This is a genomic window from Nocardia brasiliensis IFM 10847, assembly GCF_000710915.1.
In the GTDB taxonomy this organism is placed as follows: Bacteria; Actinomycetota; Actinomycetes; order Mycobacteriales; family Mycobacteriaceae; genus Nocardia; species Nocardia brasiliensis_A.
The window spans coordinates 44,461-58,814 of the sequence record NZ_BAUA01000051.1; the positions used below are offsets into that span (position 1 = coordinate 44,461).

The 14,354-nt window shown below is 67.3% G+C and carries 14 protein-coding genes; 6 read left to right on the forward strand and 8 right to left on the reverse strand.

The window, feature by feature from the left end; genetic code table 11:
* Window positions 1-30: 30 nt before the first annotated feature.
* Together NBRGI_RS11300 and NBRGI_RS11305 are read right to left on the reverse strand one after the other, a co-directional pair.
* Window positions 31-843: an Fpg/Nei family DNA glycosylase gene (locus NBRGI_RS11300; protein WP_029895263.1), complete on the reverse strand. Its 813-nt coding sequence runs from the start codon at window positions 841-843 to the stop codon at window positions 31-33.
* A 12-nt stretch (window positions 844-855) separates the two neighbouring features.
* Window positions 856-1,329 (reverse strand): ribose-5-phosphate isomerase, encoded by a 474-nt coding sequence (locus tag NBRGI_RS11305; RefSeq protein ID WP_029895265.1) that lies wholly within the window; start codon window positions 1,327-1,329, stop codon window positions 856-858.
* 142 nt (window positions 1,330-1,471) lie between these two features.
* Between NBRGI_RS11305 and NBRGI_RS11310 the strand changes: the two genes are divergently transcribed.
* A complete protein-coding gene (locus NBRGI_RS11310) occupies window positions 1,472-2,512 on the forward strand; it encodes a M48 family metallopeptidase (protein WP_029895267.1) in 1,041 nt (346 codons plus the stop codon).
* A gap of 43 nt (window positions 2,513-2,555) precedes the next feature.
* Here the strand turns inward: NBRGI_RS11310 and NBRGI_RS11315 are convergent, their stop codons facing one another.
* Entirely contained in the window at window positions 2,556-3,203 is a 648-nt protein-coding gene (locus tag NBRGI_RS11315; RefSeq protein ID WP_029895269.1) for a mycothiol-dependent nitroreductase Rv2466c family protein, read from the reverse strand.
* A 178-nt stretch (window positions 3,204-3,381) separates the two neighbouring features.
* Between NBRGI_RS11315 and NBRGI_RS11320 the strand changes: the two genes are divergently transcribed.
* From NBRGI_RS11320 to NBRGI_RS11335, 4 genes are read left to right on the forward strand one after another with little or no spacing between them, the layout of a single operon-like run.
* Complete coding sequence (locus NBRGI_RS11320; protein ID WP_029895271.1) at window positions 3,382-4,617, forward strand: NAD(P)/FAD-dependent oxidoreductase; 1,236 nt, start codon at window positions 3,382-3,384, stop codon at window positions 4,615-4,617.
* A gap of 12 nt (window positions 4,618-4,629) precedes the next feature.
* Window positions 4,630-5,031 (forward strand): YciI family protein, encoded by a 402-nt coding sequence (locus tag NBRGI_RS11325; protein WP_029895273.1) that lies wholly within the window; start codon window positions 4,630-4,632, stop codon window positions 5,029-5,031.
* A 14-nt stretch (window positions 5,032-5,045) separates the two neighbouring features.
* Window positions 5,046-6,272 (forward strand): RNA polymerase sigma factor, encoded by a 1,227-nt coding sequence (locus NBRGI_RS11330; protein WP_029895276.1) that lies wholly within the window; start codon window positions 5,046-5,048, stop codon window positions 6,270-6,272.
* 50 nt (window positions 6,273-6,322) lie between these two features.
* Window positions 6,323-6,808: an NUDIX domain-containing protein gene (locus NBRGI_RS11335; protein WP_029895278.1), complete on the forward strand. Its 486-nt coding sequence runs from the start codon at window positions 6,323-6,325 to the stop codon at window positions 6,806-6,808.
* Window positions 6,809-6,814: 6 nt separating this feature from the next.
* Here the strand turns inward: NBRGI_RS11335 and NBRGI_RS11340 are convergent, their stop codons facing one another.
* Window positions 6,815-7,639, reverse strand: a complete 825-nt coding sequence (locus NBRGI_RS11340; protein WP_029895280.1) for a phosphoribosylaminoimidazolesuccinocarboxamide synthase — start codon at window positions 7,637-7,639, stop codon at window positions 6,815-6,817.
* A 112-nt stretch (window positions 7,640-7,751) separates the two neighbouring features.
* Here NBRGI_RS11340 and pepN point away from each other — a divergent pair, with 112 nt between their 5' ends.
* On the forward strand, window positions 7,752-10,331 hold the full coding sequence (gene pepN, locus NBRGI_RS11345; protein WP_029895282.1) for an aminopeptidase N: 2,580 nt from the start codon (window positions 7,752-7,754) through the stop codon (window positions 10,329-10,331).
* Between the two features lie 42 nt (window positions 10,332-10,373).
* On the opposite strand, the gene NBRGI_RS11350 is transcribed toward pepN, so the two are convergent.
* From NBRGI_RS11350 to NBRGI_RS11365, 4 genes are all read right to left on the reverse strand, one after another.
* Complete coding sequence (locus NBRGI_RS11350; protein WP_029895284.1) at window positions 10,374-11,171, reverse strand: NAD(P)H-binding protein; 798 nt, start codon at window positions 11,169-11,171, stop codon at window positions 10,374-10,376.
* A 197-nt stretch (window positions 11,172-11,368) separates the two neighbouring features.
* A complete protein-coding gene (locus NBRGI_RS11355; protein WP_029895286.1) occupies window positions 11,369-11,833 on the reverse strand; it encodes a DUF5130 domain-containing protein in 465 nt (154 codons plus the stop codon).
* Window positions 11,820-12,122, reverse strand: coding sequence for an aa3-type cytochrome oxidase subunit CtaJ (gene ctaJ, locus NBRGI_RS11360; RefSeq protein WP_029895288.1), 303 nt, complete (start codon window positions 12,120-12,122; stop codon window positions 11,820-11,822). The genes NBRGI_RS11355 and ctaJ overlap by 14 nt, the downstream gene beginning before the upstream one ends.
* A 116-nt stretch (window positions 12,123-12,238) precedes the next feature.
* Entirely contained in the window at window positions 12,239-12,676 is a 438-nt protein-coding gene (locus NBRGI_RS11365) for a hypothetical protein (protein ID WP_029895289.1), read from the reverse strand.
* Between the last annotated feature and the right edge of the window lie 1,678 nt (window positions 12,677-14,354).

Consider the following 14,354-nt stretch of genomic DNA (forward strand, 5'->3'; position numbering starts at 1 on the left):
GCCGACGTATAAGCAACCATCGGCGGAACCTCAGCGAGCCTGACAGGCTGGGCACCAGAACAGATTCCGGCCCTCCATCACCGCATGCGAGATGGGGCTGCCGCACAGGCGACAGGGTTCACCGACGCGCCGGTAGACGTAGGTACGGGGACGGTCGGCAGCGTACGACGGTGCGCCATGGTCGTGTTCGGGGCGCACCACGTGCATCAGGCCGCGACGAACGCCGACCTTCATCAACTCGACCAAGTCGAGCCAAACAGCGTCCCACTCGGCGCGGGTCAACGACCGGCCCGGGCGATACGGCGAAACATTATGACGGAAAAGGACTTCCGCCCGGTAGACGTTGCCGACGCCGGCGACCACCTTCTGGTCCATCAGCAACGCGCCGATCGGCCGCTGCGAACGGTGTATGCGGGCCCACGCGCGCTCGGGGTCGGCGCCACGACGCAGCGGGTCGGGACCGAGCCGGTCGGTCAAGGCCGAAACCTCCGGCGGCAGCAGCACTTCGCAGGCGGTGGGACCGCGCAGATCGGTGCCGAAGCCCGGCTGCCCGTCGGGCGCGCCGAGCATGCGCATGCGCACCTGCCCGACGGGCTCCCCCATGGGCAGCTCGGAATCGTAGAACTTGCCGTAGAGGCCGAGATGCACGTGCACGACCAGACCCGAATCGTAGTGGTGCAGCAGGTGTTTGCCCCACGCCTCGGCCCTGGTCAGCAGCTGCCCGTCCACTTGGGCGGCGCCGGCGGCGAACTTGCCCTGCGGGCTCGACACGCGCACCACACCGCCCGCGAGCCGCCGCTGATGCAGCTTCGCGAGACGGTGCAGCGTATGTCCTTCAGGCACAGCCGGTCTGCGTCAGTACGCGGGGACCGCCGGTGCCTCGCCGGACTTCTCGTACTCGGCCAGGATGTCGATGCGACGCTGGTGGCGCTCCTCTTCCGACCACGGGGTCGTGACGAACGCGTCCACGATGGCGAGCGCCTCTTCGGTGGAGTGCATGCGGCCGCCGATACCGGCCAGCTGCGCGTTGTTGTGCTGACGGGCCAGCTTGGCGGTCTCCACGCTCCAGGTCAGCGCGCAGCGGGCGCCGGGCACCTTGTTCGCGGCGATCTGCTCGCCGTTACCGCTGCCGCCGAAGACCAGACCCAGGCTGCCGGGGTCGGCGACGGTGCGGCGGGCTGCTTCGATGCAGAAGGCCGGGTAGTCGTCCAGCGCATCGTACTCGAGTGCGCCGCAGTCGACCACCTCGTGGCCCGCCTTTTCCAGATGATCCTTGACAAGATTCTTGAGTTCGAAACCGGCATGATCGGCACCGAGGTATACGCGCATGGCAGGCATTCTGTCAGGCGGCTCGATTAACACCGGGGGCGGCTGCCGCGAATCGAGAGATACGCCGCGAGCGACCGGCAGACCCAGGTCTGCGCGCCGTCGCGGCACCGCCTGTTCCCAGCAACTGAATAGAGTTCATTTCATGCAGCCGCACGAACCCCAGCCCCCACAGACGGGCCAGCAGGCCGACCCGTATGCCTCGGCCGGGTGGGCGCAGGTCCCGAACACGCCCTACGGCTCCCCGCCGAACCCCGCTCCCTACGGGCCGTACCCGAGCGCGCCGGTACCGCCCCAGCAGCAACCGCGCGGGCTCTCGCCCTACGGCATGCCCGCCCGGCACAGCTGGGAGATCCCGATGCTCGTCGTGATCGTCACGCTGACGGTGATCGCGTACGCGATCGCGGTGCTGCTGCTGGTGACGGGCAGCGTCGACCAGTACGTGCTGCTGCTGGTCTTCGCGCCGGTGCTGTTGTGGGTGGGTCGCGGCATCACCTACTCGACCCAGCGGGTCAACGGGGTGCGGATGTCGCCGACACAGTTCCCAGAGGGGTATCGGATGGTGGCCGAGGCGGCCGCCCGGTTCGGCATGGCCAAGGTGCCCGACGCCTATGTGGTGCTCGGCAACGGTCAGATCAACGCGTTCGCCAGCGGGCACGGCTTCCGCCGCTACGTCGCGGTGTACAGCGACCTGTTCGAGATCGGCGGCGCGGCACGCGAACCCGACGCGCTCGCGTTCATCATCGGGCACGAGGTCGGGCACATCGCGGCGGGCCACACCTCCTACTGGCGTCAGCTCGGCATGTTCCTCGTCCCGTTCCTGCCGTTCCTGGGCAACTCGCTGATCCGCGCGCAGGAGTACACCGCCGACAACCACGGCTATTGCCATCGGCACACCGGCGCGCCCACCGCGATGGCCACGCTGGCCGCGGGCAAATACCTGAACACGCTGGTCGGCTTCGACGAGATGGCCGACCGGGCGGCGCTGGAGAAGGGCTTCTTCGTCTGGGTGGTCAACGCCATGTCCTCACACCCGGTGCTGACCTGGCGGATGTGGGCGCTGCGCGACCGCAGCAGGCACGGCAAACTCTGGTTGCGGCCGAACCCGCCGGGCGCAGCGACGCCACCGGTCTATCCGAGTTCGTACGGCCAGACTCCGGCGTTCCCACCGAAACCGGTGCAGTAGCGAACGAGTGCCGCGGAACCCTCCGCGGCACTCGCCGAACTACTCAGTCGAACTCGGGCTCCTCGTTGCGCGTGCGCTTGAGTTCGAAGAAGTGCGGGTAGTCGGCCAGCGTCACCGAGGCGTCCCACAGCTTGCCCGCCTGTTCGCCGCGCGGGATCCGGGACAGCACCGGGCCGAAGAAGGCGGTGCCGTTGATGTGGATCGTCGGTGTGCCGACATCCGGGCCGACCTTGTCCATGCCCGCGTGATGGCTCGCGCGCAGCGCCTCGTCGTAGTCGGTACTCTCAGCGGCCTGTGCCAGTTCGGCGGGCAGGCCCACCTCGGCGAGCGCGTCGGCGATCACCGCGGCCAGCGACTCCTTGCGCGAGTCCCGCTCGTATTCGGCGCGCCGGTTGTGGATCCGAGTGCCCATCGCGGTGTAAAGCGGCAGCAGCACCTTGTCGCCGTGCTCCTGCGCCGCGGCGATGGCGACGCGCACCGGCCCCCAGCCGGTGGCGAGCAGTTCTTTGTACTGCTCGGGCAGGCCCTCTTTGTTCTCGTTCAGCACCGACAGGCTCATCACGTGGAACCGGGCCTCGATGTCGCGTACCTGCTCGACCTCGAGAATCCAGCGGGAGGTGATCCAGCACCAGGGGCACAGTGGATCGAACCAGAAATCGGCAACATCCTTCGCGGAGCCTTTGTCACTCACGGCGGGTCCTCTCGAATCGCAGGCTTGTCGGGGCGGTGTCCCCCCAACCGCTACCTCCAGCAACCACGGCGGGCGCCGATTCGTTCCCGCCCGCCGCGGCGTTTTCCGCCGATGCCGTCGCCGGCCCGGTTAGGGTTGATCGCCAGGAGTCCAGTTCCCTCTCGACAAGGAGTCCGCCATGAGCTCGGGGCAGCGGTTTGTCATCGTCGGCGGCGGGCTCGCCGCGGCGAAGCTGGCAGAAGCATTGCGCGCCAACGACTTTCCAGGGTCGGTGACCTTGATCGGCGCGGAGGAGCACCTGCCCTACGAGCGCCCGCCGTTGTCCAAGGAACATCTGCTCGGCAAGAAGGCGCTCGCCGAATTCACCGTCGATCCCGCGCAGTGGTATCGCGACCACAACGTCGATCTGCGACTCGGCACCACGGTCACCGGGCTGGACCCGGCCACGAAGACCGTCGAATTGCCGGACGGTTCCACCGTCGCCTACGACAAGCTGGCCCTCGCCACCGGATCGACGCCGCGCACCCTTTCCATCCCCGGGGCCGACGCGCCCAACGTGTACACGCTGCGCACCATCAACGACTCCGACACGTTGATCGAACTCTTCGCCAGCGCCGCGCAACGGATCGTCATCATCGGGGCGGGCTGGATCGGCCTCGAGGTGGCGGCCGCGGCCCGCACCGCCGGTGTCGAGGTGACCATCGTCGAGAGCGCCGAACAGCCGCTGCTCGGCGCGCTAGGTCCCGAGATGGGCGCGGTCTTCGCCGAGTTACACCGGTCGCACGGGGTCGATCTGCGCCTCGGCGCAAAGATCAGCGAGATCACCACCAGGGAGGGCATCGCAACCGATCTGGCCACCGGCGTGAAACTCGACGACGGCAGCACCATCGAGGCCGAAGCGGTGCTGGTCGCCGTCGGCGCCGAACCGAACGTCGAACTGGCGCACGCCGCCGGGCTCTCGGTGGACGGCGGCGTGCTCGTCGACGAACATCTGGTCACCAGCGACGCGGACATCGTCGCGGTGGGTGATATCGCCGCGCAGCAGCATCCCGTGCTGAACCGCCGGATTCGGGTGGAGCACTGGGCGAACGCGCTCAACCAGCCCGCCGTCGCGGCCGCGACCATGCTCGGCAAGCAGGCGAGCTACGACCGGCTGCCCTACTTCTTCACCGACCAGTACGACCTGGGCATGGAGTACACCGGTTACGCCGCGCCCGGCGACTACGCGCGGGTGGTGACCCGCGGCGATGTCGCGGGCCGCGAGTTCGTCGCGTTCTGGCTGGACGGGGACGATCGAGTGCTCGCGGGCATGAACGTGAACGTGTGGGACGTGACGGATCGGATCAAAGAACTCATCCTGGCCGGGGCCCCGGTCGACCCCGACGCGCTCGCCGACACCTCGAACCCTCTGTGATACGGACACCCGATGAAATACATGCTGCTGAAGACCTACAACACCCCCGCCTACTGCGACACACCGATCAACGAGTGGTCCCCCGAAGAAATCCAGGCGCACATAGACTTTCAGCGCGCCCTCGGCGAGCAACTGGCCAAGTCGGGTGAGCTGGTAGACGCGCAGGGGCTCGCCGGTCCGTCCGAAGCCCGCATCGTCAGCTCCGACGGCCGGTCCGCGCCGATGGTGACCGACGGACCGTTCCCGGAGACGAAAGAGTTCTTGGCCGGGTACTGGATCGTGGATGTGGAAAGCCCGGAGCGGGCCTACGAGATCGCCGCGCAAGCCTCGGCGGCCCCGGGTCCGGGTGGTAAACCGATCGGCGAATACATCGAGGTGCGACCGGTCATGCACGCCCCGGCCACCCCGCAGTGACCAACCGGCGAGCGGTGCCCGACGACACACCGCTCCCGGCGAGGGCCGAGGACCTGTTGCGCGAGTTGGCGCCACAGGTCCTCGGTGCGCTGGTCCGCCGCTTCGGCGATTTCGACACCGCGGAGGACGCGCTGCAGGAGGCCATGCTCGCCGCCGCGACCCAGTGGCCGGTCGAGGGCCTGCCGGACAACCCACGCGGCTGGCTGATCCAGGTGGCACAGCGCCGGATGGCCGACGCGGTGCGCGCCGAGGTGGCCCGGCGGCGCAGGGAGACAACGGCATTCGAGCGGGCGGTGACCGACGCCATGCCGGTCGAGCAGGACGACACGCTGGCCATGTTCTTCCTCTGCTGCCATCCGGCGCTGTCCCCGGCCAGTGCCGTGGCGCTGACGCTGCGCGCGGTGGGCGGGTTGAGCACAGCCGAGATCGCGCAGGCTTTCCTGTTGCCGGAAACGACGATGGCGCAACGGATCACGCGCGCGAAGAAGAAGCTGGCGACGTTGGACCGGCCGTTCGCCGGCTCGGATACCGCGGAATGGCGCGAGCGGCTCGGCGCGGTGCTGCACGTGCTGTACCTGATCTTCAACGAGGGCAATACCAGCACCTCGGGCCCGGACTTGCACCGAACGGACCTGTCCGGCGAGGCGATTCGGCTCGCCCGCGCCGTGCACCGGCTGGTGCCGGCCGATACCGAGGTCACCGGTCTGCTCGCGCTGATGCTGCTGACCGACGCCCGGCGCGCCGCCCGCACCGGCACGCACGGCGAGCTGATCCCACTGGCCGAGCAGAACCGGGCGCTGTGGGATCACGCGCAGATCGTCGCGGGTGTCACGCTGACGACGGGCACGCTCGCCGCGGGGCTCGACGGGCCGTACCAGATTCAAGCGGCCATCGCGGCGTTGCACGCGCAGGCGCGGTCCACCGAGGACACCGACTGGCCCAAAATCCTCACCCTCTACGAGTTGCTGGACAAGCTCTCGGACAACCCGGTGGTGACCCTGAATCGAGCGGTCGCGCTGGCGATGGTGCACGGGCCGGCGGCCGGCCTGGAACTCGTCGCCACCATCGACGACCAGCTCGCCGACAACCATCGACTCGACGCCGTCCGTGGTCATCTGTACGAGATGGCCGGCGATCCCGCCGCCGCGATCACCGCCTACACCGCGGCCGCGGAACGCACGCACAGCGTCCCGGAGCACCGCTACCTGACGCTGCGTGCCGCTCGGCTGCGGCACGCGTGAGCCGACATGCGCCGCCGAGTGTGGTTCGACCGTTGGGGCAGACTGCGAGGGTGACGGATAAGACCAGTGCCGGTGTGCTGCTGTTCCGGCGGACGAACGACGAGACGATCGAGGTACTGCTCGGGCACATGGGTGGCCCGTTCTTCGCGAAGAAGGACGACGGCGCGTGGTCCATCCCGAAGGGCGAGTACGAACCGGAGCTGGAGGACGCCAGGGCGGCCGCCAGTCGCGAATTCCACGAGGAGCTAGGGCTTTTCGTGCCCCCGGGCGACTGGATCCCACTCGGCGACGTGCGCTACGGCAGCGGCCGGGGCAAGAAGACCCTCACCGTGTGGGCCGTCGAATCCGACCTCGACCTCACCGACATGGCGCCGGGCACCTTCGAGATGGAATGGCCGCCCCGCTCCGGCAAACAGGCCACCTTCCCGGAAATCGACCGCGCCGACTGGTTCGACCTCACCACCGCGCAGCTCAAACTCGGCACCGGCCAACGGCCGTACCTGGAACGCCTGCGCGAGCATCTCGCGCAGGCGTGAACCGGTCTACGGCCAGGGGTTGCCGGTGATGAGTTCGTAAGCCTCGCGGTACTTCTGGCGGGTGGCCTCGACGATGTCGGCGGGAATTTCCGGACCCGGATATTCCTTGTTCCACCCGGTCGAAGTGGACCAGTCCCGAACGAACTGCTTGTCGAAGGAACGTTGCGGGCGGCCGGGTTCCCACTCGGCTGCCGGCCAGAAGCGGGACGAGTCGGACGTGAGCACCTCGTCGCCCAGGGTGAGTGTGCTGTCGTCCCAGCCGAACTCGACCTTGGTGTCGGCGACGATCACACCGCGCTCGGCGGCGTGCGCGGCACCGCGCGTGTAAACGTGCAGGGTCAGCTCGCGCAGCCGCTCGGCGACCTCGCGGCCCTCCTGGTTCACCACGTCGTCGAAGGTGATCGGCTCGTCGTGCCCCTCGGACGCCTTGGTGGTCGGGGTGAAGATCGGCTCGGGCAGCTTGTCGCCCTCGCGCAGCCCCGGCGGCAGCACCACACCGGACACGGCGCCGGTCTGCTCGTACTCCTTCAAACCGGAACCGACCAGGTAGCCGCGGGCGATGCACTCGACCTGCACCATCTTCAACGGCTTGACCCGGATCCCACGCCCGGCGAACTCGGCGGGCACATCGGTGGCGGAGATCACGTGGTTGGGCACGTCGGTGAAGTAGTCGAACCACCAGTTGGACAGCTGGGTCAGCATCGCGCCCTTGTCCGGGATCGGGGTCGGCAGCACCACGTCGTAGACCGAGACCCGATCGGACGCGACGAGCAGCAGGGTGTCGCCGTCCTCGTAGAGGTCGCGCACCTTGCCGGCGTGCACATGCTTCACTCCGCAGCTCCATTCCTGGATAGGGTTCTGGAAAAAAGTCCCGCGCGGGCAACCTTACCCAGGTGGCATCGTGGGGAGCGCCCGAGTAGTTCTTCGAACCCGAAGGAGCCTTATGTCCGCACCGAACCTGACTCGTGACCAGGCCGTCGAACGCGCCTCGACCGTGTCGGTCGAGAACTATCGCATCGACCTGGACCTGACCGACGGTGCCGGCAAACCGGGCGAACAAACCTTCTTCTCCCGCAGCACGGTCACCTTCACCGCGACGCCGGGTGCGAGCACCTTCATCGACCTGGTCGCCCGCGGCGTGCGCTCGGCGGTGCTCAACGGCACCGCGCTCGATGTCTCCGGCTACGACGAGTCCACCGGCATCGCACTGCCCGATCTCGCCGCGACCAACGAGCTGGTGGTGGAGGCCGACTGCGAGTACTCGCACACCGGCGAGGGCCTGCACCGCTTCGTCGACCCGACCGACGACGCCGTCTACCTGTACTCACAATTCGAAACCGCCGACGCCAAGCGGATGTTCGCGTGCTTCGACCAGCCCGACCTCAAGGCGACGTTCGACGTGCACGTCACCGCAGCGCCGGACTGGAAGGTCATCTCCAACGGCGCTGTCGTGGAAACCCTTGCGGCAGAACCGGGTAAGCACATCTTCCGCACCACCCCGCGGATGAGCACCTACCTCGTCGCGCTGATCGCGGGCCCGTACGCCCAGTGGACCGATGTATACACCGACGACCACGGCAGCATCCCACTCGGCATCTACTGCCGCGCCTCGCTCGCCGAGCACATGGACGCCGAGCGGCTGTTCACCGAGACGAAGCAGGGATTCGGCTTCTACCACAACAACTTCGGCGTACCGTACGCGTTCGGCAAGTACGACCAGCTGTTCGTGCCGGAGTTCAATGCGGGCGCGATGGAGAACGCAGGCGCGGTGACCTTCCTGGAGGACTACGTCTTCCGGTCCAAGGTGACCCGTGCGTCCTACGAGCGCCGGGCCGAGACCGTGCTGCACGAGATGGCGCACATGTGGTTCGGCGATCTGGTCACCATGAAGTGGTGGGACGACCTGTGGTTGAACGAGTCGTTCGCGACCTTCGCGTCGGTGCTGTGCCAGGCCGAGGCGACCGAATACACAAGTGCCTGGACCACTTTCGCGAATGTGGAGAAGTCCTGGGCATACCGGCAGGACCAGCTGCCATCCACCCACCCGATCGCCGCCGACATTCCCGACCTCGCCGCGGTCGAGGTGAACTTCGACGGAATCACCTATGCCAAGGGCGCTTCGGTGCTCAAGCAGCTCGTCGCCTACGTCGGGCTGGAGCCCTTCCTGGCCGGTCTGCGCGCCTACTTCGCCGAGCACGCCTACGGCAACGCCACCTTCGACGACCTGCTCACCGCGCTCGAAAAGTCTTCTGGCCGCGACCTTTCCACCTGGGGCGCGCAGTGGCTCAAGACCACCGGCCTGAACACCCTGCGTCCCGACTTCGAGGTCGACGCCGAGGGCAAGTTCACCTCGTTCGCGGTCGTTCAGGACGGTGCCACGCCGGGCGCGGGTGAGCGCAGGGTGCACCGGCTCGCCATCGGCGTTTACGACGACCAGGACGGAAAGCTCGTACGCACCAAGCGCATCGAGCTCGATCTGGACGCCGCCGAGCGCACCGACGTCCCCGAGCTGGTCGGCGTGCCGAGCGGACAGCTGGTTCTGGTCAATGACGACGATCTGACCTACTGCTCGGTGCGCCTCGACGCGGGTTCGCTGGACGTGCTGATCAACCGGATCGCCGATATCGCAGAACCGCTCCCCCGCACCCTGGCGTGGTCGGCCGCGTGGGAGATGACCAGGCAGGCCGAACTGCGGGCGCGCGACTACCTCGCGCTGGTCCAGCGCGGCGTCGGCGCCGAAACCGAAATCGGTGTGGTGCAACGACTTCTGATGCAAGCCAACCTCGCGCTCAGCAGCTATGCCGACCCGGAGTGGGCGGCGAGCACCGGCTGGACCGAGTACGCGGACCGGCTGCTGGAGCTGGCTCGGGAAGCCGCGGCGGGCTCGGATCACCAGCTGGCCTTCGTCAACGCGCTCACCGGCGCCAAGCTGTCGGCTTGGCACACCGAGGTGCTGCGTGAACTGATCGATGGCGATCCGGCCAAGGTCGGGCTGCCCGGCCTCGTGGTCGACACGGACCTGCGCTGGCGCATCGTCATCGCGCTCGCCATCGCGGGCGAGATCGACGCCGACGGCCTGGCCACCCCGTTCATCGACCAGGAACTGGCCAACGATCCGACCGCGGCGGGCAAGCGTCAGGCGGCGACGGCGGCAACCGCCCGGCCGATCGCGGAGGTCAAGGCGCAGGCGTGGCGCACGGTGTTCGAGGACGATTCGGTCTCCAACATCACCACGCGCGCGATCGTCGCGGGCTTCGCCCCGGTGGGTCAGGCCGAGTTGCTCGCGCCGTACGTCGAGCGCTACTTCGCCGAGGTCGCGCAGGTGTGGGAGCGTCGCTCCAGCGAGGTCGCGCAGACCGTGGTGGTCGGGCTGTACCCGTCCTGGGATGTCAGCGCCGACGCGGTCGCGGCCGCCGACAAGTTCCTCGCCGGTGACCACCCGCCCGCCCTGCGCCGCCTGGTGACCGAGGGCAAGGCGGGCGTCGAGCGCGCCCTGCGCGCCCGCGCCTTCGACGCGCAGTAGCAGTCGCGGCCCCCGCCCCCGCCGGGGCGGGGGCTTCCTCGCTCAGCTGAACGCGGCGGTGTTGGCGGCGGCCCAGCTCGCGAAGGTGGTGGCGGGGCTGCCGGTGAGATCCGCGACGGCGGTGGTCGGTTCGGGCTGCCAGCCCAGCATCGAACCGGTCGTGTCCACGTACCACTCGGCCCCGTCCCCCATGCTGCGGGCGAAGATCTCGATCGCCTCCTCGCGGGGCACCTTGCGCACCGAGAGGGTCCGCCTGAGTGCCGTGCCGATCTGCTGGATGCGCTCGGCGCGGGTGAGCGCTTCCGGCCCGGTCAGCTCGTAGGTCCGGCCCGCGTGACCGTCGGAGAGCAGGACCGCCGCGGCAACGCGCGCGATATCGTCCATCGTGATCGGCGTGCTCGCGACCTCGGGGAACGGATCGAGGATTTCGTCCGACTCGCGGATCTGATCTGTCCAGATGGTGGAGTTCTCGATGAAGTCACCGGTGAACAGGTGCGTCCAGTCCAGACCCGAATTCTCGACGGCCGTGGCGATCGGCGTCCAATGCGCTTCGCCGGAAAGATCCACGATCTGACCGACGCCCGCGTCCTTGGCCAGTGCCACCACCTCATCGATGGTGTCCAGCAACGGTGCGAGGTACATCCGGTCCACCCCCTCGAAGGCGGCGGGCAGGGTGGACACCCGTCCGAGATAGCCCTCGGCGACTTCGACACCCGGAGGTAGCGCCGCGCGCGCCGGATTGTTCGTGAGCGCTCGCACGTTCTGGGCCCCGGCCGCGACGAGGTGGTCGACGACCTTGCGGCCGATGTTTCCGGTGGCTCCCGTGACAAGAATCTGCATATCCCCAAAGTGCGCGAGCGGGGCCGCGACCAACAAGCCCAAGTTCTTGTGCTTGCCGAAAAAAATCGGACCGCGTCTGCGCACGTGGTGTGGGCAAAACGAAACCGGCGCGCACACCCTGCTCGGGTGTGCGCGCCGGAAGAACACGCTCGTGGTCCGCGTCGGTAAGGCTCAGGCGCGGTAACGTTTTCGGATTGTCAGCGGCCGATGGCGGCGGCCATCACGCGCACCGCCGACACCAGCCCATCGATCAGCTGGCCCTGCCGGAACGAGCTGAGCGCGGCGGTGACGCCGAGCTGGCAGACGCGGTCGTTCGCGCGGTCGGCGACCTCGCGGCCGGAGCGCACCTCGATCGCCTTGTCGTTGGGCGAGACCGCGATGAGCACCGAAGCCGGCGCTTCGGGAGTCGAGGGGAAGATCGCTTCCGCGCCGGCTGCCGGATCGGCGCCGAGATCGCCGATGAAGATGTTGAACCGCACCTTGGTCGCGCGGGTCGCCTCGGTGAGCACGTTGTCGATGGCCAGCCGCTCGTCATCGCTGAACGGGGCTTCCTTGAACACGTCACCGGCCTCGTGCACGCCGGACACGCGCCCGCTGCTGGTGACGACGTACCCGTGCGGCAGGTCGGCCTCGACCACCGCGGGCCACTTAGAACTTGCCACTTGCCCGGCCTCCGATCAGCTCCGCCTTGGGGGCGTCGATGGCCGCGTGGTGACCATGCGGCTCCGCATGCCCACCGTGCGCCTCCTCGGCCCTTTCGTGATGAACCGCCGAGGTCACCTCGTCGGTCGCACTCCACAGCACCGGCGCCGAGGTCCACTGCTGACCGAGGTCGTAGTGGGCCGGCTTCTCACCAGCGAGTGGCTTACCGAGATACGACAATCCGGCGATGGCGCCATAAATCACCAGCGGGATGCCGCCGAAGATCAGCACTGTCTCGAGAATGCTCACAGTCCAACGGTAGACGATGCTGTGTAGTAGTTCGCCTTCTGGTCGTCCCGACCCCGTCGTGTCGAGGAGTGACACGCCACGGGCGGGCGGTTTGCCCGCCCCGCCCGGCCGCGTGCTCAGGCGCGAGGACCACGGAAGCGGATGCGCAGGGAGATCTCCTCGGGTCCGCAGTACCGCCAGACCGCGCGGACGATCGGCCACGCGGTGCGCGCCGCGAACAGCACCGCGCTTCCCGCCATCGTCGTCTCCAGACCGTCGTCCGGCCAGCCGTGTGCGGCCAGCTGGGTGAACGTCGCAGCCGTGAACGTACTGCCCGCGATCAGCCGGAGGTCGACCTTGGCTCGCCGTGCCAGCGCACGGAAGGTCGTGGGTTGCTCGACGACCATCGGTGCGGGGAGTGGCGCCAACGGCGGCTCGTGACCGCAGGTGTGCTGGTCCTCGGCGTGGGCCGCCGGTTGCGCCTCGGCCGGCGGCATTACCGTGGGGTGCACCTGATCCGGGACGGCGCCGAGGCGCTCGACCTCGTCCGCGGGATGTCGGTGTGAATTCAGCATCTCTGTGTTGTTCTCCTCGTGTGGAATCCGTGTTCCAGGACCGCGTCAGCCCGCCGAGCAACGGACTCGTGAATCTTCAGGGAATGTGACCAGCACACAATCAAGTGCACGTTTCGAATTACCGGCGAACCCGATCCGCAAGTTTGTCGGAGTTCGCCCACCTCGCCGGACCGGAAGGCGATCACGAGCATAACTAAAAACGGCTAGGTTTCAACGTTTGTTTTGAACCGTTCCTACTGGACCGTTCCGAACGCGAGGAGAAGTGTTCCAGCGTTGATCGGACCCGAATTGGACGTGACTCCGAGTCCGGCTATTCCAACGTGGTGCAGGCTTCCATTGGAATTCCGCATCGATTCCAATTAATTCATGCTGACAACCGGCGCGCAGGTGGGTGGTCGCCTCCAAGCCATTTGAACGGGTCCAGAATCGGTATTTACCAGCTATTTTGGAATCTCGAATCGGGCTGGACACCTCTAGGACAGCACTACCGCACACTTGTCAGGGTTGTTCCGACCCCTGGTCCGTGGTTCACTGGACGGCGAGTTGAGCGCGGCGATCTCCTCGCGCGCCGACTCCCCCGGACTCAAACAGGGAATGTGACCGAGAATCGGGGTGAAACCGGTGGGCTTCCGTCGCAAGCGGAGGTCCACCCTCAGCATTCCGGGCTCGGTCTTGTTCATGCCGGACCGTCCGGTTCCATTGTTCGAAATTGGGTGGGAGCATTATCGGCGGCGAATAATCGGGCACGATTATGATCGGATGGAAGCATTCCGGGTGGGTGTGCTCGGCGATGAGGTTTTCGGGTGAGTGCATATCGCCATCCAACTGGCGCGAGGTCGGCCCGTTCCGGTGTTCGATGCTGGTTCCGACAGACCGGTGCACAAGTTGTTCCTGCGCACTTGCGTTTGGGTGGTCGGCTGGCCGCCGAAGTTCGCCAGCTCAGTTTGGTGCAGCTGCCGCGGGAGTTTCATGGATAGCGCTGAGCACGTCGAGTGCCGTTCCCAGCCGTAGGTGCAAGTCAGGCGCTCGATGTCTCGTTCCGGCGTGGTCGACTGGCTGTGGTGCCGTTCTCGAGAGTTTCTTTTCGAGGGCGGGGGTATGCGGGCGCCCTTGAGATCTGCACCACTTCCCGGGACTCGCACCAGTTCTCGGGACTCGCACCAGTTCTCGGGATCTCCACCAGTCTCACGGCTCGCACCAGTTCCCGGGATCCCCACCGGTCTCGCGACTCGCGGAAGTACTGGGACCTCCACCAGCCTTTGGATCTCCACCAGTCCCCGGGATCCCCACCAGCTCTCGGGATCCGCACCGCCTCCCAGGATCCGCACCAGTCTCACGACTCGCACCAACTCTAGAGATCCACACCAACTCTCGGGATCCGCACCGCTTCGGGGGGTTAGACTGGGTACCGATCCCGAAAACTGGTGCAGCGGTGGGCTTTCTATGTGTCGACACGCACCAAGCTGTCGCTGGTACACACCACCCTCGGGGACTTCCCTGAGGTCGCCGGCTCCGCGGAATCCGCAGTACATCAAAGCAACCAAGTCTGGGCGGTCCCCTGGATTTGTGCGTGATCCTCTGCGCGACAGTGCAACCCATGGCCTCACAGAGCTTCCATACGGTTCACAGCAGCTACAACCCCTGTGAACCGTACCGAACCTCTGTGAACCCCCACCTA

What these genes read in the sequence shown, in the direction of transcription:
- NBRGI_RS11365 (WP_029895289.1), bottom strand. Translation starts at nt 12,676, where the DNA reads ATGCTGAATTCACACCGACATCCCGCGGACGAGGTCGAGCGCCTCGGC.
- NBRGI_RS11325 (WP_029895273.1), top strand. Translation starts at nt 4,630, where the DNA reads ATGAAATACATGCTGCTGAAGACCTACAACACCCCCGCCTACTGCGAC.
- NBRGI_RS11350 (WP_029895284.1), bottom strand. Translation starts at nt 11,171, where the DNA reads ATGCAGATTCTTGTCACGGGAGCCACCGGAAACATCGGCCGCAAGGTC.
- NBRGI_RS11310 (WP_029895267.1), top strand. Translation starts at nt 1,472, where the DNA reads ATGCAGCCGCACGAACCCCAGCCCCCACAGACGGGCCAGCAGGCCGAC.
- pepN (WP_029895282.1), top strand. Translation starts at nt 7,752, where the DNA reads ATGTCCGCACCGAACCTGACTCGTGACCAGGCCGTCGAACGCGCCTCG.
- NBRGI_RS11305 (WP_029895265.1), bottom strand. Translation starts at nt 1,329, where the DNA reads ATGCGCGTATACCTCGGTGCCGATCATGCCGGTTTCGAACTCAAGAAT.
- NBRGI_RS11320 (WP_029895271.1), top strand. Translation starts at nt 3,382, where the DNA reads ATGAGCTCGGGGCAGCGGTTTGTCATCGTCGGCGGCGGGCTCGCCGCG.